Origin of the sequence: Pediococcus pentosaceus, from assembly GCF_001437285.1 — a bacterium.
GTDB classification, from domain to species: domain Bacteria; phylum Bacillota; class Bacilli; order Lactobacillales; family Lactobacillaceae; genus Pediococcus; species Pediococcus pentosaceus.
This window is the reverse complement of the sequence record NZ_JQBF01000004.1, coordinates 1-22,903: the sequence shown is the minus strand read 5'-3', so window position 1 is coordinate 22,903 and position 22,903 is coordinate 1. Positions and strand designations below refer to the sequence as shown.

Sequence of the window (22,903 nt, the reverse complement as noted above, 5' to 3'; positions counted from 1 at the left end):
ATTTAAAAGTAATTTTTAATGGTAAAATTATTTGGATAAGTAAATTTTTCGAATTGTAGGTTGAAATTTTATGAGTAAAAGAGAAAAGTCAATTTCTACTCCAATAATTGGGAACGTTCCTTTTAGTGAAGATGGACTAAAACAGTTAGAGAGAATCGATAATAAAAAATTACTATTAGAATATCCGACTGTTTACATTATTTATTCTGAAAGAAATGGAACGTACCAAGTGTATGTCGGGGAAACTAATAATATCAAACAAAGAACAAAGGAGCATTTTAGAGAGGGAAATCGTTATGCGAAGGGTTCAAATATGTTTGTGATAGGTCATGAACACTTTAATAAATCACTAACTTTGGATATAGAGAATAAATTTATGTTGTATCTGACAGGAAATGAAGTTATTAAAAATCTTTCTAATAAGCGTGATAATCCACAATATAGGTATTTTCCTTACGAGGAAATGAATCAAATTTTTTCTAAATCATGGAAGAAGCTTAGAAAAAATGAACAAAGTTTATTTCCAATAGAAAAAGTAATTGAAGATAACGCTCTTTTTAAAGCATCACCTTTTCATAAACTAACGATGGAACAATTTGAAGCCAGAGATAAAATTATTAATCGGGTAAAAGAAGTTTTAAATAAAGGAAACGATCATCAATTGATTTTGGTCGAAGGCGCAGCTGGTTCAGGTAAAACAGTTTTATTAAGTTCCCTATTTTATGCTTTATCTGAAGAAAATAATGAAAATACATACATGTTAGTTAATCATGACGAGCAGGTTAAAGTTTACAACAATATAGCAAAAAAGCTAGGACTTCAAAAAAGATTGAATGAAAAGGTAATGAAGCCAACGAGCTTTATTATTAATGATAAATTTGAGAATGAAGACAATATTGTTTTGGTTGATGAAGCACATCTGCTGTGGACTCAAGGAAAGCAATCTTACCAAGGCCAGAATCAGTTACAAGATATTATCAAAAAATCAAGGATAACAATTGCTGTGTTTGATCCACAACAAGTGCTACGAACACAACAATATGTTGAAGATGATGATTTAAGAAAAATAGAAGAGAATGCTAAAAATAATGGTAATTTAATCGAGCTTAAGAAACAATTACGAATGAATGCTAGTCAAGAGACAATTGACTGGATTAAAACATTTGTTTATCGGCAAGAAATTATACCTTTTCCTAAGAATGATGTTAAATATGATTTAAAAATATTCGACGATCCACGAGATATGTATGAGCAGCTAAAGATAAAAAATCAAAATCAAGAATCAGGACTTTCGAGGATTTTAGCAACTTTTGATTGGGAATTTAAAGAGAAAAAGTCTGGCACAACTGATTTGTATAAAGTTGAGGTAGATGGTCTGAGTTTACCTTGGAATAATCAATTGAAATCTTCTAATAAGTATTTATCGTGGGCCGAACGTCCGGAAACTATTAACGAAGCAGGCTCAACATATACTATTCAGGGATTTGATTTAAATTATAGCGCTGTAATAATTGGCCCATCTGTAAAGTATCGGGATGGTAAAGTTATTTATGATCCGGATTTTAGTGCTAATAAAAACGCCACTAATAAGCGCACGTTAAAAAATGGAAAGAAACAAAAAATTTACGATACGTTGTTACCTAATGAACTGAATGTCCTTTTAACACGAGGAATTAATGGATTATATATTTATGCTGCAGATAAGGAACTACGGAGAGCCTTATTACATTCCCAAAAAAACAGATAAATGAGTCTAATTAAAAAATGTTTCAAAAGGTACGATATATTTTTTGAACCACCTTTTATTATGGAAGAGCTTGATAGAAATATTAAATAATTACAGAATTTACCAGAAATAATACGAGTATCTTAACAATTCTGAAGTTAAACTAATATCCACTGTAAATAATAAACATCAAAAAACGAGAAGAAAATCAAATCCTGATTTTCCTCTCGTTTTTAATATCTAATCACTAACTGAAAAACGCAACTTCATGTGCTGTGAGCCTAGATTAATAACATCGTTTAAAAGTTTTTGTGAATGTTGGAGTACAATATCAGCCATTTGTTGATTAGCTTTTTCTAAGGCGCTTGTGGAAAAATCCCCTTGTTGATCAGTCTGGTTTTCCACAGCTCGAACCAGTTGCATGACTTCTTGTTCATAAGTACTTTGCAAGTTTTGATATAAAGCGTAATTGCTATCACCAATCAAGGCGAGAATGCGACTAATCCAATAAATATAATTGCTATCTGTAGTTAACGGTGTATCACGATAGCATGCTGGCGTATCGGTAACTTGACTGTAGAAGGGTGTCAAAGCATTGAAAGTGTTGGGACCAAAGGCGAGCCAATGGATTCCGGCAATTGCATCGGGCACACCGTTACGAAGTTCTAAAATATGTGTTTCTAAATTCCGATTAATTCCAATTGGACGAAATTTCACGGTGGGCGCTACGGTACCATAGGGATCAAAGGGAGTTTCATCAAAGTGAGAACTCAGTAAAAATTTTAAATCTTCAATTGAAATTTTGCGGTCACTCCGGTGGATAAATGGTAAATCTTGATCCGTGGGTTGACCTTTGAAATTATGATCTAAGTATTGATGAACGTACCAAGCCCGTGGATTATTATAATGCTGATCTTTGACAGTTGAACTACCAAAGATATGGCGGAAGTTTAAAGTATTATCATCAGGATTTAGATGATTTTGAGTAATTAAATCAGGCAAATCCGCTGCATACAGATAATCCTCGGAATTGAAATCAAAATAATCAATATTCAAGCGATTCGGTGCAATCACATAGGCATCGTCTGGAATTCGGACAGCGGCCCAGTGGTGACCACCTAATGTTTCCAAGTACCAAACTTCGTCTTGGTCAGCAAAGGCGATTCCGTTCGACTCATAGGTTCCATACTGCTCTAAAAGTGACCCTAAACGTAGCACGCCAGTCCGAGCACTATCGATATATGGAAGAACGAGGGTGGTGATATCTTCCTCCCCAATTCCTTTTTCCACTAGGGGATCGACACTTAACATCCGTGGGTTACTAGTAATTGTTTCAGTGGCAGTCATGGCGACATTATGTTGATTGATACCACCAGCTCCCCAAACACCGTAAGTTGCATCTGCATCAGGTGTTGAAGTATAGCGTACTCCGGTTGTTGGTAATGGAATCTCAATTTCACTATGAACAGAGTGGTAAATTTTTGAATTTTCACTAGGGTCAACTACTACAAACCGTTGTGGATTAGAAGCATCATCGCCGTCTTCATTACGCGCAATGATGGTTGAGCCATTGAGGGATGCTTGCTTACCGACTAGGATTGTTGTACAAGTTTTTTGAACCATTTTGCGTTACCTCCAAGAACTATATTTGTCCCTATCTTACTCTATATTATTAATAATTTCAGACTCAAAATACCTCTAAAATCAAATTTTCTTCTACAGATGCGCAAAACTCTCCACCAGCCGATGGATATTTAATCCAGCGTAAGTGGGGAGTTTTTATTTTGTATTAAAAATAATTTTTGTTCCATTCAATTATTTTCGTTTATAAACTAAAACAGTTAATGGAGCAAAAATGGAGATAATAACGATTCCTGCACCTAATACTATCCAAGCCGATGTAGGCCAAAATCCCGCATTCAGGATGGTTCTTGAAGCATTGATAACATACGAAACTGGGTTAAGTTCGACTAAGATTTTCATGAAAGGTGGAAGTGTCTTTACGGGAACAAAAGCATTCGAAAGAAATACGAGAAGCAACATGGTCATTAGTGAAATACTTTCTACCATGGTGGAACTTTTGGCGAACAAGCCATAAAGCGCGAAAATCCAACTTAATGCCCACCCCAGGAAAACATCAAGAATAACTACTAGAATTGCCCATCCTAGACCAGCTGCTGGACGCCAACCCATTAAGTATCCAGTGGTTAAAGAGACGGTGGCTGCAATTAATAAACGTAGAATGTCTGCTAGTAACTGCCCAGCAAGTGGAGCAACTTGGGGAATCGGTAATGTTTTTAATCGATTAAAGATTCCTGTACTAAAGTCGTCACTGATTTGAGTTCCCGATCCAGTAGCAGCTGAAATCAAAGATTGCATTAAGATTCCAGGAACCAGTGTGGGCAAATAGGCGTAGACGTTTCCTGCTATTGCACCACTGAATAAGTAACCGAACAATAGCATGAACAAAATGGGTTGGATAACTACATCCAGTAATTTATCTGGATTGTGCAAAGTTTTTAATAGATTGCGATAAGCCATCGTTAAGGTACTTTTAAAAATACTAGTTTTATGAGTTTCTAACATTGTTATGCTCCTTTTATAATTAGTTTTTACCAACAGTCATTGCAAAAAATACATCATCAAGCGAAGGCTGTTTAATTTGGATATCATTTGCGGATAGTTTGGCAACTTGTAAGTTAGTTAAAATTTTAGTGATGTCATCAACTTCATTAAATGACACGTTCACCATATTATCCGTCTGCTGAACTATGCCATTTGTTGCCTCAGCAATTGCTTGAACAGCTTGAGTTGCTTGAAGTTCATTTTGAAAAGTTAAATTTAATTTCTTGCTGGCAATCTTTTCTTTTAACGCTTGAGGTGTACCTAAGGCAACTAGTTTTCCATGATCAATCAGAGCGATATGATCAGCTAATTGATCGGCTTCTTCAAGGTACTGAGTCGTTAAAATAACGGTTGTTCCAGCTTGGACTAGTTGGCGAATGGTTTTCCACATTTGTTCTCTTGTACGAGGATCAAGGCCGGTAGTGGGTTCGTCTAAAAAAATAATTTTTGGCCGGGCAATTAAACTGATGGATAGATCCAAGCGCCGTCGCATTCCGCCAGAGAAGGTTGCCAGAAGTTTATCTGCAGAATTTATCAATGAAAATTCTTCCAATAGTTCTTGTGTACGTAGTCTTGCTTCACGAAAAGTAAGCCCATTTAATAGCGAAAAGGTCTGTAAATTTTCGCGAGCCGTTAAATCTTCATCAACAGACGCGTATTGACCTGCTAAACCAAATAAAGATCGGACGGCTTGCGATTCAGATTGGAGATTATGCCCCAATACTTGAATGGTCCCACTAGTTGGTTTCAATAAGGTAGTGAGCATGCGAAGTATTGTGGTCTTGCCAGCTCCATTAGGACCAAGCAAGGCAAATACCTCGCCGACTTCAACGTTGAATGATACACGGTCCACTGCGGTTTGTTGACCAAATTTTTTACTTAGTGTTTGAATTGCGATTGCAGGTGCTGTTTTCATAAGTTCTGTCTCCTAACATTTTTAAATATTATCAGGGCCCTTGATTTTATATAGTAAGGGTCCTTGATTAAAATGTCAAGGCACCTGAGTATTTTATTGTGTGAGAGCACTTGTTATAATGAACTTATGATAAATAGGAATGGATGGAATTAAAGTGGATAAACTAATTGAAAAACACCAATTGGCAGCTAAACTATTTGAATTTACGACACTGCAAAATATGGCGGATGAGCAAGCTGAACGGCATATGCCAGTTTTTAAAGGACAAAATAAAATCTTAGTGGCGTTGAGCGAAGGGGATAATATTTCGCAAAAAGAGTTATCACAACGATTGGGGATTAGCGTACAAGCGATCGCTGAGTTTATTACTAAATTAGTAAAAAAAGGATATATTACTAAAACAAAATCTTCCACAGATGGGCGCGTTCAGTTAATAAAGTTAACGGAAAAAGGACGTAAACAAGCTCAAAAAAGCCTATTTTATATTCCAGAATATCTTGATTACTTGAACGAAGACGAACAAAATCAATTAGCAGCTATTTTGGATAAAATGAATGAGGGAATCCGAGATAATCTACAACTTAATGGAATTCAAAATATTGGAACTCGCTTGCGTTTTGGTCAGTTGAAACGAAAAACTGATGACTATAAAGAATAAATAGCATGACTCTTCACAGCTTTAATTAATTTGAATAGAAGAAACACCATTTAATCAATGCTTAAACTAGTCAATTAAATGGAACACAATACTATTAGTAGGGAAGTATTGGAAGTTTAGTAATTTTTAATAAATATAAGTTCAGTTTAATTGCGCAACGGGGGTTTAAAAACGTCTATATAAAAATCCCCCGTGTTACTAACACGAGGGATAAGTTACTTTAACGGTAACTGTTTAAAAATTTATTTTAAAAGAAGCAAACTCATCAAGCTATAGGTTTGAATGCTTATCAATATCAACATTATAAAGCTGATAGGAAGGCATCATTAAATGCTGGGATATCCTTTGGTTCGCGACTGGTAATTAGATTACCATCGATCACAACAGCTTTGTCTTCAATGCGTGCACCGGCATAATACAAATCAGGTTGTACAGTTAAATATGCTGTCATTGTACGACCTTGCACTAACCCGGTTTGAATCATTAATTGTGGACCGTGGCAAATACTTGCTGTTAACTTATTAGTTGCCAAAAAGAACTTGGTAAATTCGACAAACCGTTGGTCTGCACGTAATTGATCTGGTGAAAATCCTCCTGGGATGAACAATGCATCAAAGTCTTGAGGACTCACTTCATCAATGGATTTATCAATGTTAATCTGAGTACCATGCTTACCTTCAACAGTGCCTTTTTCAAAGCTGATCGTTGTCACTTTGTGTCCTGTAGACTTAAGAGCCTCTACAGGTTCAGTATATTCAACGTCTTCGACTAGATTAGTCACCAAAACTGCAACTGATTTTGCCATAATAAAATTCCTCCTTGATTTATAGTATATAATATATACCTATAATAATATATCTATAAATAATAGACCACAATAAGGCACTTTTTTGTGCCTATCATAATCTTTAGAAAAATTTGGTGCCGAAAAGATTTTTGTTGAAAAAATCGGGCGCCACAATTGAGCAACGTCTAGTTTTTCAAGAAGCATTAAATTTTGTTCGAGAAGAAGATACGTTCATGGTAGAAGCAATTGATCGTTTGGGAAGAAATTATGATGAGGTTATTCAGACTGTAAATTATCTAAAGCAAAAAAATGTAAAAAGGGGACAAAAATAAAGAAGGTTCGTAAACATAAATGAAGTCTCAAGTTATGAAACTAATTGCGTAGGAAAAGGTTATTATTAGCTATAAATACTAAAGGGATCGTGTTTCTCTATTTGATTACCTGCTACCTTAATTTGGTAAGAAAAAGTCAATAAAAAAACTTATCTATAGTATTTTAAGTACACCTACTAATTGGAAGACAAAGAGAAAAAATTGTGAGTCAGAAAACCGTTTTTAGATATGAACAGCATTTTCCTTCACACCTTAGCGATTTTAAATAATAGCCTTGAAAGTGATTATGGAAAAGCCCTCTACGCTCAATGCAAAATTGACGTAGAAACTATTTTTGATCGATTGAAAGGTGCATTTGGTATGTGAAGAACCCATGTCAGAGGCAAGAACGTTGCACCTACTGACATTGGAATGATGCTTATGAGCATGAACCTAACCAAATTATCCCTCGAGGCTAGAAGAAAAGCGGAAGCTTTTCAACACAAATCAGTCAAAAATAAAAAAAACGCGACGAAGCAATCACATTTATGATTATTCATCGCGTTTTTTATATTTAGAGCTAGTTATTCGCTAGACCCACTATTTCTTTTAAGACATACCTGGTTTCAATACCACTTTAATGTTATTATCTGCTTTTTTGTCAAAAATATCGTATGCTTCAGCAGCACGCTCCAAAGGCATTGTATGTGTAATGATATCCGATGGGTCGAACTCCCCTTTTTCAATCATGTCATAGATTTTCGGCATCAAGTGGATAACCGGAGCTTGTCCCATTTTAATATTCACATTACGAGTGAAGAAATCTTGGAACGGGAAATTCGTTGCTGGAGTCATATAAACCCCAGTTACCATCAACGTCCCAAATTTCTTCACAGCTTCACTTGCGGTTTGTATTGGTGAGTAAGAACCGCTTTGCGGGGTAAGAATATCTTTAGTTTTTTCTTTGATTGGTGTTACACCATCCATTCCTACACAATCAATTACTACCTCAGCACCGCCCTTAGTCATTTCATACAATTCACTACCAACTTTAGAAACATCTGAAAAATTCACGATCTCTACGCCGTTCATTTTTTTCGCATGCTGCAAACGATGATCGACGTTATCTACAGCAATTACACGTTTAGCACCTTTCATTTTGGCAAATTTTTGTACAAATAATCCGATAGGGCCAGAACCCAATACGATTACTGTATCTCCTGGTTTCATACCACTATGCTCTACACTCCAATATGCTGTTGGCAGTACATCTGATAGAAATAATACCTTTTCATCCGGTAGATTACTTTCAGGAACAACAAAAGAAGTAAAATCTGCAAATGGAACACGTAAGTATTCAGCTTGCCCTCCAGGGTGATTTCCGTTCATTTTACCAAAACCGAACAACCCGCCTTGATCAAACATTGGATTAGGGTTGGAATTGTCACATTGACTTTCCATATGATTAGCACAGAAATGACACTTTCCACAACCAATGTTGAAAGGGATAACAACTCGGTCGCCTTTTTTCACTTTCGTTACTGCAGAACCAACTTCTTCTACAATGCCCATAGGCTCATGCCCTACCACATAGTCTTCTTCCATGACCGGTTTCCCGTTATGGTATAAATGCAAGTCAGAACCGCAAATAGCTGTTGCTGTGATGCGAACAATCATGTCGGTTGGTTCTTCAATCGTAGGATCCGGGACCGTTTTGACTTCCATTTTTTCGTTTCCTTGCCATGTTACTGCGCGCATAAAATCTCTCCTTTTTGTAAAAGCGATATTTTCAGATTATGAAGACAGCTTATCATCCTGTTTTATATAAATCAAAAGTTAAAGCTTTAGGACTAATCGGTTATGGCCATATTGCGCAAAAAGTTGCTAAAATAGGACACACTTTTTCTATGAAAATTATTTTCTATAATCATCGTCTTAAAAAGGTTCCTGAATCGTGGATTCAGCAGGTTTCATTTGATGAACTATTAAGGCAATCTGATGTGCTTAGTCTGCATGTGATCCAAACACCAGAAACGATTGATTTAATTAATAATGATACAATTGCCAAAATGAAAAATGGGATTATTATATTGAATACGGCCCGAGGCAAATTGGTTAATGGAAGCGGACATCAGGAATGCCTTGAATGAAGGCAAAATTTATGCCTACGCCACTGATGTTGTTAAAGGGGAGCCCATTGCTAGTGATAGCCCATTATTACAGGCCAAAAATTGTTATATTACCCCACATATTACTTGGGCACCATATGAGACAAGAGATCGGTTGTTGCATATGACTGTTGATAATATAAAAGCATATTTATCAGGAGATCTGAAAAACGTTATCAATTAATGGCAATGGTATGTGAATTCTTTTGCCTACATTGAAGTAAAATTGTCTAAAATAAAGTAATGAGAAAAAACAGAGCCAGCAAATAAAGTGTTAAGAAGAAATTACGTAAGTTAGTAAACAAGAACGAAATCGATCAACTTCGTGAAGAATTGATGAAAAAGAATCAAGAATTATATGATGCAAAATTGGAGAACGAAATCTTAAAAAAATCAATGACCCTGTTCGGAACTTCAAAGGACGAAAGAAAACACAAATAGTTGATCAGGGTCGAACAAGAGTCTCTTCCGAAATCTAACCGGTATAAAGTCGGCGATATTCTTAAGACCATTGGACTTAAGAAAGCGACTTATCATGATGAACGTAAACGTATCAAAGATTATGTAGATATGTAAAAGTAGAGATACTAAAAATTGCCGAAAGCGGAAGATATCGCGGACGTCTAACCTACGGTTATCGTCGCGTTCAAGAAGAGCTCATTAAATTAGATATCCATCTATCAGACGCCGTAGTGCGTCGTTTGATGGATGAATTAAATGTTCAAGTAAGCCTTTATAACCGCCACAGAAATGGTAGATATTCATCTTATAAAGGTACAGTTGGAAAAGTGGCCCGTAACGTTCTACATCAGCATTTTAATGAAACCGTACCTTTCAAAGTATTACATACCGATGTTACACAAGTACGCTTGGCCAATACTAAGTGGGCTTACGTTTCAGCTATTACTGACGAAGCAAGCAAGGAAGTTTTAGCATTTCAAGTAAGTAATAGTCCTAACAGTAAACTAATTATGGATACACTCGATGAACTCACAGAAAATATTTCGGAAGGAATAAAACCAATAATTCATTCAGATCAAGGTTGGTATTATCAATTGAATTACTATACCGATAAACTCTCTGAAAAAAAATTTATACAAAGCATGTCTCGTAAGGGAAACTGTCTTGATAATGCGCCAATTGAAAGCTTCTTTCATCTTCTTAAAACAGAATGTCTTAATGGATTTCCACAGTGTAAAGATATTGGAGAATTCAAGGAAATCACAAAGAATTACGTCGATTGGTTTAACAATCGACGAATATCACAGAAAACAAAAGGCATGACTCCCTGCGAATACAGGGAACATGCCTTAGCAGTTTAAAAATATTCAATTTTGTCTAACTTTTGTGTTGCACTTTAAATGAGGTGATCTTTTTGAATCTTTTAAGAAATTATAGCTGCTAATGCAGCACCAGTCCGAGAGTTTTTATCGTTTAGGCTATATTTTGGATGACCTTCAAAACAAACTTGACCGCCGAATTTACCAGCATCGGGTCCCATATCGACTAACCAATCGGCTCGTGAAATTAATTTCAGATTATGTTCAATCAGGATTAATGTATTGCCCTTATCAACCAATCCTTCAAATAAATCGATCAATTGTTGAGTATCCTGTAAGTGCAATCCGGTTGTTGGTTCATCTAAGAAATAGATTCGGCCGGTATGATTCAATTCCATTGCTAACTTAACACGTTGCACTTCACCACCAGATAAAGTGGTCATCGACTGGCTAAGATTCAAATAACCAAGTCCAACTTGGTGGAGTAGACTAACCTTTTTGTAGATATCTGGCACATCTTTGAAAAACTCTAAAGTGTCGTTGATAGAAAGATTTAGAACCTCAGAAATATCTTTGCCATGATAAGTGTATTGTAGTGCTTCTTGGCTATAACGTTTCCCATGACACAACTCACATTCTTGAACGATTGGATCCATGAATGCCATCTCGGTGATCATCACACCTTTACCTTTGCAACGGGGACAAGCACCTTTACCGTTATAACTAAATAGTTGTGTTGAAACGCCATTGTTGGCTTTACTGAAAAGCTTTCGTAGAGGATTTAAAATGTTTAAGTAAGTTGCAGGTGTAGAACGAATATTCAAACCTACAGAATCCTGACTCAAATCAATATAGTCTTGTTCAGAAACTTGTTGTTTGAAAGCTTGGACTAAAGTACTTTTTCCAGAACCTGCTGGTCCAGATATCACGGTCATCACACCTTGAGGGATTCTGGTAGATACGTCTTTTAAATTATGAGAAGTTACATGATTAACATTTAGCCAAGATTGAGGTTCACGAGGCTTTGGGAAAGTGATTTTTTCTCGTAACATTTTGCCCGTAATTGTATCTGACCGTAACAGTTCGTCGTAGGTACCAGTGAAAGTTACTTGACCACCATTTTTGCCGGCTTGTGGTCCCATTTCCACGACATAATCTGCTGTCGAAATAATGGCAGGGTTGTGATCAACTAGGATAATGGTATTGCCATGTTCCTTGAGCTTTTTTAAGGATTGGGTAATTAATTTAATATCGTGAGGATGGAGTCCTACACTTGGTTCATCGAGTACGTAAACTAAATCGGATAGGGAACTCGTCAAATATTTGGCAATTTTAATCCGTTGAGCTTCTCCACCAGATAGAGTATCAGTTCCACGGCCAAGGGAAAGATAACCTAAACCGATGTCGACCAAAGCTTGAATTTTACTATGTAGTTCACGCACCATTGTTTTAGCCTTGGGGTCCGAGATATTATCCAAAAATCTTAGGACACTTACTAAATCCATATCGCTGACTTCTGCAATATTTTTGCCAGCAATTTTACCAGTTAGAGCCTTTTTGTTCAGACGTGTTCCATGACATACTGGGCAAGGTTTTCGAGTGACAATCTTTGATAAGGCAGCTTCATGATGACGACCTGAGGCACTATGAATAACAGAGCGAAGCATACGTGGAACTAGTCCTTCATATAATGCCGTACGGCCCCAATTTGCCGGTGGATTTTTTAATTTTTGTTGCGGAGCGTGCATGAATAAATCATATTCTTCATCGGTGTAGTCTTTAATTTTTTTGTCTAAATCAAATAATCCACTGTTGCCATATTCCTTCCAACGCCAAGTTCCCGGTTGAAAACCGGCAAAAGTCATTGCACCTTCATTGAGTGATTTATTAGGATCAATTAATTGACGTTCATCTATGTCGTCAACAAAGCCTAGTCCCTGACATTTTGGACACATTCCCTGAGGTAGGTTAAAGGAAAACCATTCAGAATACCCAACCCAAGGCTGTCCAATTCGAAAAAACATCAAACGTAAGACGGAATAGATGCCGGTGTAGGTTGCCAGAGTAGATCGAGGATTACGACCAATAGGCTTCTGTTCAACCACAATTGCCACTGGTAAGTTGTCGATTCGGTTCACTTCAGGTTGACCGTATTTAGGCAAATATTGTTGGGTGAAACTAGGAAAAGTTTCATTCAATTCACGTCGGGAAACAGCGGCTAATGTATCAAAAACTAAAGAGGATTTACCAGACCCAGAAAGACCAGCAAATACAGTCGTTTTATGCTTAGGAATATCTAAACTGACATCTTTTAAGTTATTTTCTTGAGCTCCATGGATAGAGATAGTCCCATCTGCAAATAAATCAGTCATAAAAACCTCCAACAGTAAATTTATAATTCCATTATATATAGAAATCTCGTTTAACAAAAATAATCGGGTCTAGAATTTTTGGTGTTGGAAAGTATTTCCATTCCAAAAGTACTAGGCCCTAATTTAAAAAGCCATTGATAATGGATCAAAAACGGCCACTAGGGTATACCCTAGTGGTTTGACTTATCTTCATGAAATGAGGATGCCTAAAAAAGTTCAATAGCATTGTCCAAATTAGATGATAATTATCAATCAACCAGTAAGCAGAGGCCCTTAGGAAGCTTCAATAACTTCAGATTATGTATATCTTTAATGTTCGAATTAAAAAAGGTACCTAGCCGTTGCGCGGCTAAGCACCCATAAAAAAGTTACCAACAACAGTCAACAGATAACCGGTTATTTGTCATTACAATTACTAACATAATTATTGGCACAATAATCTGTTCAATGATTATTCCAGAATATTGAACGAGCTATTTTAGTTTTGTATCCGAACCAAAAGTCCTATTAAGTCAGTCAGGTAAAACTGCAAACGCCCTAACTGGAAAACCAGGGGCCTTTTCAGCCTTTGGAACAGAAATGAAAATATAACTACCAGTAGCAGGAACTAAATCCAAATTAGCTAATAATTCAACCTGATAATGATTATGGGAAAGAACATAATATTCACCAATCAAGCCATGTTCTTGCTTTACAGCAGTATCCGTATCAAAATTTTCATGCCCATTTGCTGAGGCACTCCGTTGTTCATAGATGAATTTCAAAGCATCTAAATCCCATCCAGGATAATGAGCTTGCTCCTTGTCATCTAGGTTTTCAAATTTTTCTTGACTAGGCCAACGTTTTGACCAATCAGTTCGTAAAGCAACAAACGAATTTTCAGGAATTTTCCCATTCTTCTTTTCCCATTCTTTAATATCATTTACGGAAAGAGAAGAATCTGCATTATTTTTAGCTTCATTAGAATGATCAATAACAACTAGTGGGAGAACTAATTCTTTGAGAGAAAAATTTTCGACATACTTATCTTGGTGTTCATCAAAATGAATTGGTGGATCAATGTGAGTTCCAAACTGCCCTGGAAAAGTATATTCTTTGACGTAAAAACCATCAGAATGTGTAAAAATGGTTTTAAATTCTGGGCGTGCAAAGGAAGGAAAACGAGGGCTTTCCGGCCCAAATGAATGGGTTAAATCTACCCAATTAAATGATTTTAATTTTTCAACGACTTCGCCAACAGATTGTGACTTTGAAATTTTAGATGTAAATTTAGTATTTGCAGATGTTGTAGTTGTCATAACGAAAATCCTCCTAATCTTTGTTTGAGAAGTCTAAACTTGGTGTTTTTTCTGAGAAGAAATGAGTTTTTGCGACTAAGATTGCAAATCCTACTAAGATCCAAATAATACCAACAATTTTTGATTCGATTGATAGGCTTAAGAAAATCCATGTGCTGACAGCGAAACCAATAAATGGTGATACCAAATATTTAATAAATGACAAAACTGAACCGTGGTCTCCCTTTACATAAAACTTCCAAATGACCGAAAGATTCAACAAAATGAATCCGAATAAGGCACCAAAACTAACCAGATTAGAAACCGTATCTTGTGAAAGCGTTAGTGATAGAATTAGTGAAGCCAAGCCCACTAGAACAATGGCAAAGATTGGTGTTCGATACTTCTTATGCAATTTAGCAAAAGCAGGAGGTAAAATGCCATCTCTGCCCATAGCGTAAAGAATCCGTGAAACTGCGGTTTGACCTTCTTGACCACTGGCGAAGCCGAATGAAAGAATAATTGTAATGTCTGCTAATTTAACTAACCATGTGCCACCAACTCGTTGAAGAATACCGAGAAATGCAGTATTCTGATTGAGATTTTGATAATCTGGAGCTACAAATCCAGCCAAAACAGTAATAATAACAAACAGAATACCAATTGATAAAATCGAAAGAATAATAGCTCTCCCTACTGAGCGATGTGGATCTTCCGCTTCTTCAGAGAGCGTACTGATGGCATCAAAGCCTAAATAACTAACAATGACAATACCCGTTGCTTGGAGAACACCCTGTATGTTGAAGTGTTGAGGATTATAAAATGAAATCGTTTGTGGTTGAATAGCACCCGAAAGAAGTAGTCGAATGGTGCCAATAATAAAAGCAACTAAAACAATTCCTTGGAGTGCAAACAAAACCCAACTAATTTTAGTAACAACGTTTGCACCTAAAATATTGACGATAGTATTAAATATCACTAAGATAATGATCCATGCCCACCCAGGAACTGTCGGAAATAACGATTCACCGAATGATTGACTGATTAAATAGGTGATGGTGGGAATCAAAAAGTAATCAAGTGTAATCCCCCAACCACCAATAAATCCTAAACCGGCATTAGTTCCTTGTTGAACGTACGTATAAACTGATCCTGAAAATGGGTATCTCCTCGACATCGTAGCATAACTAAATCCTGTAAAGAGCATTGCCACCATTCCTACAAAGTAAGCTAAAGCAACCATACCATTTGCAGGGGTTAGGAATGATCCATAAAATGCGAGTGGTGCAACCGGAATCATGAATGTAATACCATAAACTAATAAATCTTTTGTGGAAAGACTAACTTTGAGTCCTTCATCATAGCTTGTGTTTTCTTCCATATAATATGCTCTCAAATTTTAATAAGTTTTATTTATAAAACAGTATAAAAAATCATTTAACGGGTTCTATTTATTTTTAAAATGATAGTATCTGCTTATAATTTGTTATCTTCCCTGACCAATAATATTTTCGTTGTGAACTCAGAAAATATTAATTGTTAAGAACTAGTCTTTCCAAACACTCTTAGCTGTATCAATCACTAAATTTAATTTATTCCACTGATCCTCCTCAGTTAGACGGTTACCTTCCTCTGTTGAGGCAAATCCACATTGCGGTGAAATACAAAGATTTTCCAATGTAATATATTGACTAGCATCCTCAATCCGTCCTCTTAAGAAATCTATGTTTTCTAAATCGGGACGCTTACTGGTAACAATACCAATAACCACACGTTGTTGACGGCCATTTTCAGAAATTAGTTTCAATGGTTCAAACCCTCCAGCACGATTATCATCATATTCCAAAAAGTAACCATCAATATGCAGTTGGGCCAAATATGGGCTAACTGAATCATAAGCACCAACACCGCCAGCATAATGAGAGTCATAATTTCCCTTGCAGACATGCATTGTTAGCGTTAAGTCATCTGGCTTGCTGTCAGCAATGCTATTAATTGCCTTCACTGTTGCTTCAGCAAAGGGTCTGAGTTCAGGCGATAAAGTTCCTTTAGAGAAGCTTGCCCACATTCCCCATGACGTGTCATCAAGCTGAAGATAACGACAACCCAAGTCATAAAAATGCTGAACCGTTCTTTTATAAGCTTCGATCGTATCATTTAGAAATTCATTAAAGTCACCATTGTAGTATTCGTCAAAAACTTCAGCTTGTTCATTGGGAAATAGAACTGAGGGACTAGGAATTGTCTGTTTAGCTGTAATTCCATCTGGTACAATGCTATTGAGGTATTTAAAGTCTCTAAAGAATGGATGGTCAGGATTGTAGGTTACCTTGTCAATAATCTTGATGCCACCACTTCTTGTTTCTTCACCCTGAAATTTATAACCTTTTTGGGGGATAAGATATTGTGTTCCATTTAATCCGGCAAGAAAATCAAGATGCCACCAACTGCGGCGAAATTCGCCATCAGTCACCGCTTTCAAGCCAATTTCTACTTGCTTTTCTACGATACGATCAATTTCTTTGTTTTCAACTCTTCGAAGGGCATATTCATCAATTTTATTATTGCGAAAATTATCACGGGCCTGTTTTAATTTTTCTGGACGTAATAAACTACCTACTTCATCATATCTGTAGGGGAAACTTTCTCTAATTGCTATTGTCATCTTAATCACTCCTATTAGTATTTTTAGATAAAAAAAAGCCCTTATACAGAATTGATCTGTATAAGGACGATATTGCCGTGTTACCACCTTAATTTTCACATAACTTGCGCTAAGTGACTTATCAAGTCCAAAAAAACTGACAATCCCATTGTTTTATAAACAATGAGGATTCATTGAACTATTACACTATAAGGTGCGTTCACCAGGTTATTTTGCTAATGGCTCAATAACTCCCAGCTCAAAGACCATATTCATCAATTCCCGGCAATTCACTCTCATCAAATGTGAACTCTCTCAATACCGTTCTGAGACTACTCATCTTCTCATTGCTTTCATTCTATCAATTTAATTAAAAATTATAGTCAAAATAATTAAAATGTCAACATCGAATTCACATCTATTTATAATGTATTTCTTTCGATAACCAACCTATCACTATCACTTGGAAAACTAAAATTTTATTTTTAATAAGCTCATAAGCCTTAAATGGCAGTCTGTAGCTAATATTTTTAATAGATTTTTGGTCAGGTAGTTAAAGGGTAGATTGCAAAATTAATCCGAACGTCGTTCAGATTAATTTTACAATCTACAATATGTCAACATATAACGCCGATCAATGACTCCATGAAAGGTCTTGCAGCAACTTCTTAACAAACTAGTGCTGGTGGGCGTGTTGTTGACTTGACTGGGGCCGATAAGCGGCAACTAACCCTGTCACAGCGTCCAAAGTCATAATCAGACCCATTAACCACATCGCTGCCATATTGTGCATGGTACCAATTAGAATCAGCAGCACCATATTTAACGCCAGCATGAGCCAGCCCATTGTTTTCGACATTTGTTGCATGAAAATCCTCCTCAAGTGTATGGATAAGACCTATACCATTTTTCGATATTACTTTAGATTAATTCTAAATTATGTTTATGGTAATCTTAAAAAGTGTTAAAATTCTTGTCAGAGGGGGAATCACGATGAAAACCTATACGGACTATTTCTTTGATGAGCCAGCGTTTGATCTCCACGATGGCGGTTACGTGCCGCTTGAGGTCAGTGATGCGCCTGAGAAGCCCTTAAATGTGCCGCCGTTGTTGAAACCGGATAAAGAGACGGCGACCGACGTTTATTACACGGTGACAGCAGAGGCTGGGGAAACGCAACTGTTACCTGGGGCGAAGACCAAGACGTGGGGCTATAATACCAGTCTGTTAGGTCAGACGATTGTGTATCGCCGTGGTCAGCATACGCATGTGACACTAAAAAACACCCTGCCTGAGTTGACCACTTTTCATTGGCATGGGGCTAATGTTAGTGGCCCTTATGTTGATGGCGGATGCCATGCGCCGGTTTATCCGGGTGAAAGTAAGCATATCGACTTCACATTGGAACAACCGGCGACGACTTTGTGGCTGCACGCGCATCCGTGCCCATCCACAGCCGAGCAGGTTTGGCATGGTTTGGCTGCCATGGTGATTGTCAAAGACGACCATGAAGCCAGCCTGCCATTGCCAAGGAACTATGGCGTTGACGATATTCCGGTCATTTTGCAAGACCGGCGTTTTCATGAGAACAACCAGTGGGACTACCGGGCTGATTATGATCCTGACGGTGTTGCTGGGCCAACTGCAATGATTAACGGTACAATCAATCCCTATTTTGATGTCACCACGCAAAAGGTCCGGTTGCGTTTTCTGGATGGTGCTAATCGCCGTGAATGGCGGTTGCATTTTTCCGATGACCTGCCATTTACGCAAATTGGCGGGGATGGCTCACTGTTACCGGAGCCGGTCAAATTTACCCATTTGATGCTGACTTGTGCTGAGCGTGCCGAAGTGATTGTTGATTTTGGCCAATACCATGAAGGCGACGAGGTCACCTTATATACGGATGATGTGCCATTGCTAAAGTTCCGCATTCATGCGTTCAAACCGGATCAGACTACCTTGCCTGATAAGTTGTTCGATGTGAAGGCACCAGTGGTTGACCCGGCTTTGCCAGTTCGCCACGTTGTGATGCAGGGGATGGACGAAGGTGTTGCGATTGATGGTAAAAAGTTTGCCATGCAGCGGATTGATGCCGCGCAACCAATTGGCAAAACCCAGTACTGGGATGTTACCAATAGCAATGATGCGCCTGGAATGGTTCATCCATTCCATGTGCATGGAACCCAATTCTTAGTTTTGTCGCGGAATGGGCATGCGCCGTATCCAAATGAACATGGTTTCAAAGATACAATTGGCGTGAATCCTGGTGAAACGGTTCGGCTGCTGGTTCGCTTTGATTTGCCAGGGGTTTATATGTATCACTGCCATATCATTGAGCACGAAGATGGCGGCATGATGGCACAGATTGAAACATTCGATCCAGCCAAGCCAAAGCAAGAATATAAATTGATGGATATGGATACGTTAATGATGGCCTTGGCTAAAGAACGTGGCGTCAAACCATCTGAGATTTGGATGGGCGGTATGCAGTCTTATGAAAAAATGGGAATGAAAATGTAAACGTCCCACAATACTAATATAGAAAAAGATGATTTTAATATGCACTCTCCAACGATCAAACATCGCGGGGCTTTTGTCGCCACGTTACTGACAGGTACCTTTTCGATGTCAATTTCTCAGTCTTCTTTAAGCACCGCTTATCCTGCTTTTATGAAAGCTTTTGGTTTAGGAGCGGATACAGTTGCTTGGCTGACAACCGGCTTTATGTTGGTGATGACCTTGATGATTCCGGTTAGCCCATGGCTGTTGCATAATGTTACTTTCCAACGGCTTTTCCAAGCGATTGAACTCATTTTTGCCATTGGGACAGGCTTATGTATCTGGGCACCGAGTTTTACCGTGCTCATGATTGGCCGGTTGCTTGAAGCGATTGCGGTCGGGATTATTTTCCCGAGTTTCCAGACCGTGTTGCTGACGATTACGCCGCATAGTGAGCGTGGTCGGGTGATGGGCACGGCGGGATTGGTCATGGGCTCAGCCTTGGCAGTCGGTCCGATTATTTCCGGTGTTTTGCTGACATGGTTCCCTTGGCAGGCTTTATTCTTGTTCTTCTTGGTCGTTTCGCTGCTTGTGCTGGCCGTTTCAACGGTGACCATTGCGTCTGTCATGCCATTGCAACCGACGCAACTGGACTGGGTGTCCTTCCTTTTATCCGCAAGTTTTCCAATTCTACTTTATGCCTTGGGTGCTTTGTCGAAAAAAGGCTTAACTGTTGGCGTGGTTGGTTTGTTGATTTTAGGCGTTCTGGCAGCTGGTATTTTCGTTGTTCGGCAATTGAATCGCCAACCACCAATGTTGCAAATGCGAGTTTTTGCCACTGGTATGTTTACTAAAGCGGTGTTTCTGACCGGAATTTCATACGTCGGTTTGATTGTCACCACTATCCTGATGCCGCTTTACTTTCAAACGCTACTTGGTTTGTCACCGTTGATTTCTGGCTTGTCCTTAGTGCCAGCTGCGGTGTTGCTGAGTATTTTGAATCCAATTAGCGGGCGCCTACTGGATCGCTTTGGACCGCGTGTCGTGGCCATGATTGGCATGTTGTTGATTACTGGCGGCTTTGGTCTGTTAGCAGTCTTTGCCCATCATTTACCGCTGATTGGGGCAGTTATGTTGGCGATGGCGACTGAAGCCGGCAATGCCTTTGTGATGATGCCTTCAGTGACGGCTGGCGCGAATGCTTTGCCGAATGAGCTCGTGGCAGACGGCACTGCGGTTACAACGACGGCTCGTCAGTTATTCGGTTCTGCCGGTGTCATGTTCGCCACAGTGTTTTTGGATGGCATGCAAACCACGCTGCGAAGTCATGCTGGCGGTTTTGCTGTTACCTTCGCTGTGTTTGCTGGCGTGGGCCTGATTGGCTTGCTGTTGGCGTTGACGTTACCAAAGGAAGTCGCGAAGAAAGCGGTATAGCTGCGAATTCGTGCTTTGCATCTACAAAAATGACCGCCTACCAAAAAGTAGACGGTCATTTTTGTTGCAACTAAGCATGCTTGACTGGGTGCTTAGCCGCAAATGATCAGGAGAGAAGCATCGCGACTAGGAAAGGAGGGCAACACGGTTGCTTTAATCAACAAAGACCAGTTCGATAGTTTCATCTTCCGGTTTGATGTTGACAGATAAATGACGATTAAGGTCGGCCACCAGTTTGCGTGCGAAGGCCATCTTCTCGTCGAATTCGGTCATGTGCGAAGTAAACGGGACGCTTTGGTAATTAAAGTTTTCGCCGATATAGCCCGGATCAGTCACGTAGCGCAAGTTGTTTTCGTCGTGGCGACTGCCCGGTTTCAGGACGGTATCCAAATACTGATAGAGAATCGTTGGATCGTAATTCAGCGGCTTATCAAGGGTCGTGGAAAGCTTGTAGCCGGTTGCTTGACCAGCGAATTGTTCGTTGATTTAGACTTGGGTAAGGCTTTGATACAATTTCAAAACGATCACTCCTCTTCTTTTCACTTTTAGTATAGCAGTTATGGTAGATTGTAAAATTAATCCGAACGCTGATCTTTTTTGTCCGAACAGCGTTCGGATTAATTTTACAATCTACCTTTTACCAAGCAATTGATGAAATGCTAGCTAACGCTAGTCCTAGTGATAAATTGTCTAAACGCTTGCAAGCAATCTTTGCCCAAGCATCTATTTCTCGGCGTGATATGTTGGGTGCAATGATTGGCGCGGTATGAATATTGCTACAGCAAAAAGTGAATCATTTGCAGTTAATGAATTCAAACAGCAGTATATCGATGGCTATAATAATTTAAGCCCTAATAAACTATCAACAGTTCCAGATAAAGTAGCCAACCAAGCTGAGTATTCTCAACGAATTTGGGTGCATGGCGACGTCATGACGACACGAATGAAAGAAACCCTGAACAAGGGTTTGAGTCGCCGCATGAAAAAATCAGACATCAATAAAATGACCCGCAGTATTCCTCAAAGCGGTGATCGAATTGATGACAATTTAGCAACGCCTATGAACCAAATGCTATCCAGAATTCATACGTTAACAACTAATGAAGCTATACGCAATAGCAACGGTGGTAAGAATAGAACGTATGATGAACAGAATGTTCAGTATGTGATGTGGTTAACCGAGGAAGATGATCGTGTTTGTGATATTTGTGAACCACTTGATAGACAAACATTTGCCTATGGACAAGCACCGATTCCAGTCACGGATACTCATCCAAGGTGTCGTTGCCAGCTGGTAGCCTGTGATGAAGATGGGAATCTGCTGTCTGGTGAACTTGATAGGGTATTTAAGGAACAAAAAAAGCCCACTTAGTTTAAAACTAAGTGGGTCAGGAATATTATTAATTGGCTTCGCTCACAACAAAGTCGAGGGGTGCTAACTAAGTTAGCATCTATAATTTAGTATAAGAACCTTAAATGAAGCTTAAAAACTAATTCTTTGATTTACCGACAAAGAAAGAAACTACAGCAACAACAATTACTGCTCCAATAATTGAAGGAATAATTGCCATTCCGGCTAATTGAGGGCCCCAAGATCCGAGTATAGCTTCTCCAATAGAGGAACCAACTAATCCGGCAACAATATTAGCAATCCACCCCATTGATTTTCCTTTGCTAGTAATTGCTCCAGCAATAGCACCAATGATGGCACCAATAATTAAAACCCATAACCAATGCATAAAGCATCATCCTCTCTTATTTTTCGAAGGATGTTTTTTAGATTTGTTATAGTTTTGAATTTCTTTGAAAATGGCTAATAAAAGTTGAGATATAGAAATGATAATTGATAATTTTGACCAAAGTCCAAATCTTTTCATATGAAATCCTCCATTATCTAAATTGCATTCTTCTAAACCTAATTATAGGCAATTGAATATTTGCATACAAGTTATTCGATTGTGCCATTCTTTTTAAAATAGGAATTTTTGATTTGCCTTTTTCTCAATTACAGACGTTAAAGAATAATTGATTTAGTTATTGCACTTACAAACAATTTAGTCTACGGACTTAAAAAGGAGTTTTGATGATGAAAACAAATTTGCAATTTTTTGCTGATCCTAACCCAGAACCTAAGCCAAACGATTCTAACCCAAATCCTGATGTGACCTTTTGGGCGTGGTGTGATAGACGGTTCTTGCATCAA

18 protein-coding genes and 3 pseudogenes are annotated in these 22,903 nt (G+C 38.2%); 9 read left to right on the top strand and 12 right to left on the bottom strand.

Features of this window, described 5'->3' with window-relative positions:
- Window positions 1–70: 70 nt before the first annotated feature.
- The gene (locus IV86_RS05070) at window positions 71–1,747 is read left to right on the top strand and encodes a DUF2075 domain-containing protein (protein ID WP_055126049.1); all 1,677 of its coding nucleotides are present in this window, start codon (window positions 71–73) and stop codon (window positions 1,745–1,747) included.
- 219 nt (window positions 1,748–1,966) lie between these two features.
- Here the strand turns inward: IV86_RS05070 and IV86_RS05065 are convergent, their stop codons facing one another.
- The 3 genes from IV86_RS05065 to IV86_RS05055 all read right to left on the bottom strand — a co-directional run bounded on the left by IV86_RS05065 (window position 1,967) and on the right by IV86_RS05055 (window position 5,267).
- A complete protein-coding gene (locus IV86_RS05065; RefSeq protein WP_055126050.1) occupies window positions 1,967–3,349 on the bottom strand; it encodes a C69 family dipeptidase in 1,383 nt (460 codons plus the stop codon).
- Window positions 3,350–3,541: 192 nt separating this feature from the next.
- Window positions 3,542–4,312, bottom strand: coding sequence for an ABC transporter permease (locus tag IV86_RS05060; RefSeq protein WP_056979409.1), 771 nt, complete (start codon window positions 4,310–4,312; stop codon window positions 3,542–3,544).
- A 19-nt stretch (window positions 4,313–4,331) separates the two neighbouring features.
- On the bottom strand, window positions 4,332–5,267 hold the full coding sequence (locus IV86_RS05055; protein WP_029257775.1) for an ATP-binding cassette domain-containing protein: 936 nt from the start codon (window positions 5,265–5,267) through the stop codon (window positions 4,332–4,334).
- A 154-nt stretch (window positions 5,268–5,421) separates the two neighbouring features.
- Between IV86_RS05055 and IV86_RS05050 the strand changes: the two genes are divergently transcribed.
- Window positions 5,422–5,925 carry a MarR family winged helix-turn-helix transcriptional regulator gene (locus IV86_RS05050; protein WP_159250957.1) on the top strand — a complete coding sequence of 168 codons (504 nt, stop codon included), beginning with the start codon at window positions 5,422–5,424 and terminating at the stop codon, window positions 5,923–5,925.
- Window positions 5,926–6,226: 301 nt separating this feature from the next.
- Here the strand turns inward: IV86_RS05050 and IV86_RS05045 are convergent, their stop codons facing one another.
- On the bottom strand, window positions 6,227–6,730 hold the full coding sequence (locus IV86_RS05045) for a type 1 glutamine amidotransferase domain-containing protein (RefSeq protein WP_002834018.1): 504 nt from the start codon (window positions 6,728–6,730) through the stop codon (window positions 6,227–6,229).
- 127 nt (window positions 6,731–6,857) lie between these two features.
- Here IV86_RS05045 and IV86_RS05040 point away from each other — a divergent pair.
- Window positions 6,858–7,029, top strand: a pseudogene (locus IV86_RS05040) (recombinase family protein); the annotation flags it as partial.
- A 603-nt stretch (window positions 7,030–7,632) separates the two neighbouring features.
- Here IV86_RS05040 and IV86_RS05035 read toward each other — a convergent pair.
- Window positions 7,633–8,781 carry a zinc-dependent alcohol dehydrogenase gene (locus IV86_RS05035; RefSeq protein ID WP_002834016.1) on the bottom strand — a complete coding sequence of 383 codons (1,149 nt, stop codon included), beginning with the start codon at window positions 8,779–8,781 and terminating at the stop codon, window positions 7,633–7,635.
- Window positions 8,782–8,855: 74 nt separating this feature from the next.
- Here IV86_RS05035 and IV86_RS05030 point away from each other — a divergent pair.
- From IV86_RS05030 to IV86_RS05025, 3 genes and pseudogenes are all read left to right on the top strand, one after another.
- A pseudogene (locus IV86_RS05030) lies at window positions 8,856–9,375 on the top strand (NAD(P)-dependent oxidoreductase); the annotation flags it as partial.
- 92 nt (window positions 9,376–9,467) lie between these two features.
- Window positions 9,468–9,632: pseudogene (locus IV86_RS08910) on the top strand (helix-turn-helix domain-containing protein); the annotation flags it as partial.
- A gap of 143 nt (window positions 9,633–9,775) precedes the next feature.
- On the top strand, window positions 9,776–10,513 hold the full coding sequence (locus IV86_RS05025) for an IS3 family transposase (protein ID WP_306765403.1): 738 nt from the start codon (window positions 9,776–9,778) through the stop codon (window positions 10,511–10,513).
- A 62-nt stretch (window positions 10,514–10,575) separates the two neighbouring features.
- Here IV86_RS05025 and IV86_RS05020 read toward each other — a convergent pair whose 3' ends face one another.
- The 5 genes from IV86_RS05020 to IV86_RS05000 all read right to left on the bottom strand — a co-directional run bounded on the left by IV86_RS05020 (window position 10,576) and on the right by IV86_RS05000 (window position 17,632).
- Window positions 10,576–12,843, bottom strand: coding sequence for an ATP-binding cassette domain-containing protein (locus IV86_RS05020; RefSeq protein WP_056979408.1), 2,268 nt, complete (start codon window positions 12,841–12,843; stop codon window positions 10,576–10,578).
- 512 nt (window positions 12,844–13,355) lie between these two features.
- Window positions 13,356–14,141 carry a cyclase family protein gene (locus IV86_RS05015; protein WP_056979407.1) on the bottom strand — a complete coding sequence of 262 codons (786 nt, stop codon included), beginning with the start codon at window positions 14,139–14,141 and terminating at the stop codon, window positions 13,356–13,358.
- A 13-nt stretch (window positions 14,142–14,154) separates the two neighbouring features.
- Window positions 14,155–15,501, bottom strand: coding sequence for an APC family permease (locus IV86_RS05010; RefSeq protein ID WP_056979406.1), 1,347 nt, complete (start codon window positions 15,499–15,501; stop codon window positions 14,155–14,157).
- A 165-nt stretch (window positions 15,502–15,666) separates the two neighbouring features.
- Window positions 15,667–16,785 (bottom strand): 5-methyltetrahydropteroyltriglutamate--homocysteine S-methyltransferase, encoded by a 1,119-nt coding sequence (locus IV86_RS05005; RefSeq protein WP_056979405.1) that lies wholly within the window; start codon window positions 16,783–16,785, stop codon window positions 15,667–15,669.
- A gap of 655 nt (window positions 16,786–17,440) precedes the next feature.
- The gene (locus IV86_RS05000; protein ID WP_055126665.1) at window positions 17,441–17,632 is read right to left on the bottom strand and encodes a hypothetical protein; all 192 of its coding nucleotides are present in this window, start codon (window positions 17,630–17,632) and stop codon (window positions 17,441–17,443) included.
- A gap of 125 nt (window positions 17,633–17,757) precedes the next feature.
- Here IV86_RS05000 and IV86_RS04995 point away from each other — a divergent pair, with 125 nt between their 5' ends.
- Window positions 17,758–19,287 carry a multicopper oxidase family protein gene (locus IV86_RS04995; RefSeq protein ID WP_056979404.1) on the top strand — a complete coding sequence of 510 codons (1,530 nt, stop codon included), beginning with the start codon at window positions 17,758–17,760 and terminating at the stop codon, window positions 19,285–19,287.
- 39 nt (window positions 19,288–19,326) lie between these two features.
- A complete protein-coding gene (locus IV86_RS04990) occupies window positions 19,327–20,700 on the top strand; it encodes an MFS transporter (protein WP_056979403.1) in 1,374 nt (457 codons plus the stop codon).
- Window positions 20,701–20,853: 153 nt separating this feature from the next.
- Here IV86_RS04990 and IV86_RS08790 read toward each other — a convergent pair whose 3' ends face one another.
- Window positions 20,854–21,186 (bottom strand): hypothetical protein, encoded by a 333-nt coding sequence (locus tag IV86_RS08790; protein WP_232621581.1) that lies wholly within the window; start codon window positions 21,184–21,186, stop codon window positions 20,854–20,856.
- 280 nt (window positions 21,187–21,466) lie between these two features.
- On the opposite strand from IV86_RS08790, the gene IV86_RS04980 reads away from it, so the two are divergent.
- Window positions 21,467–22,072 carry a minor capsid protein gene (locus IV86_RS04980; RefSeq protein ID WP_232625443.1) on the top strand — a complete coding sequence of 202 codons (606 nt, stop codon included), beginning with the start codon at window positions 21,467–21,469 and terminating at the stop codon, window positions 22,070–22,072.
- Window positions 22,073–22,190: 118 nt separating this feature from the next.
- Here IV86_RS04980 and IV86_RS04975 read toward each other — a convergent pair whose 3' ends face one another.
- Window positions 22,191–22,439, bottom strand: coding sequence for a GlsB/YeaQ/YmgE family stress response membrane protein (locus IV86_RS04975; RefSeq protein ID WP_003606447.1), 249 nt, complete (start codon window positions 22,437–22,439; stop codon window positions 22,191–22,193).
- Between the last annotated feature and the right edge of the window lie 464 nt (window positions 22,440–22,903).

What these genes read in the sequence shown, in the direction of transcription:
- IV86_RS05070 (WP_055126049.1), top strand. Translation starts at nt 71, where the DNA reads ATGAGTAAAAGAGAAAAGTCAATTTCTACTCCAATAATTGGGAACGTT.
- IV86_RS05065 (WP_055126050.1), bottom strand. Translation starts at nt 3,349, where the DNA reads ATGGTTCAAAAAACTTGTACAACAATCCTAGTCGGTAAGCAAGCATCC.
- IV86_RS05060 (WP_056979409.1), bottom strand. Translation starts at nt 4,312, where the DNA reads ATGTTAGAAACTCATAAAACTAGTATTTTTAAAAGTACCTTAACGATG.
- IV86_RS05055 (WP_029257775.1), bottom strand. Translation starts at nt 5,267, where the DNA reads ATGAAAACAGCACCTGCAATCGCAATTCAAACACTAAGTAAAAAATTT.
- IV86_RS05045 (WP_002834018.1), bottom strand. Translation starts at nt 6,730, where the DNA reads ATGGCAAAATCAGTTGCAGTTTTGGTGACTAATCTAGTCGAAGACGTT.
- IV86_RS05035 (WP_002834016.1), bottom strand. Translation starts at nt 8,781, where the DNA reads ATGCGCGCAGTAACATGGCAAGGAAACGAAAAAATGGAAGTCAAAACG.
- IV86_RS05020 (WP_056979408.1), bottom strand. Translation starts at nt 12,843, where the DNA reads ATGACTGATTTATTTGCAGATGGGACTATCTCTATCCATGGAGCTCAA.
- IV86_RS05015 (WP_056979407.1), bottom strand. Translation starts at nt 14,141, where the DNA reads ATGACAACTACAACATCTGCAAATACTAAATTTACATCTAAAATTTCA.
- IV86_RS05010 (WP_056979406.1), bottom strand. Translation starts at nt 15,501, where the DNA reads ATGGAAGAAAACACAAGCTATGATGAAGGACTCAAAGTTAGTCTTTCC.
- IV86_RS05005 (WP_056979405.1), bottom strand. Translation starts at nt 16,785, where the DNA reads ATGACAATAGCAATTAGAGAAAGTTTCCCCTACAGATATGATGAAGTA.
- IV86_RS05000 (WP_055126665.1), bottom strand. Translation starts at nt 17,632, where the DNA reads ATGCAACAAATGTCGAAAACAATGGGCTGGCTCATGCTGGCGTTAAAT.
- IV86_RS04995 (WP_056979404.1), top strand. Translation starts at nt 17,758, where the DNA reads ATGAAAACCTATACGGACTATTTCTTTGATGAGCCAGCGTTTGATCTC.
- IV86_RS04990 (WP_056979403.1), top strand. Translation starts at nt 19,327, where the DNA reads ATGCACTCTCCAACGATCAAACATCGCGGGGCTTTTGTCGCCACGTTA.
- IV86_RS04980 (WP_232625443.1), top strand. Translation starts at nt 21,467, where the DNA reads ATGAATATTGCTACAGCAAAAAGTGAATCATTTGCAGTTAATGAATTC.
- IV86_RS04975 (WP_003606447.1), bottom strand. Translation starts at nt 22,439, where the DNA reads ATGCATTGGTTATGGGTTTTAATTATTGGTGCCATCATTGGTGCTATT.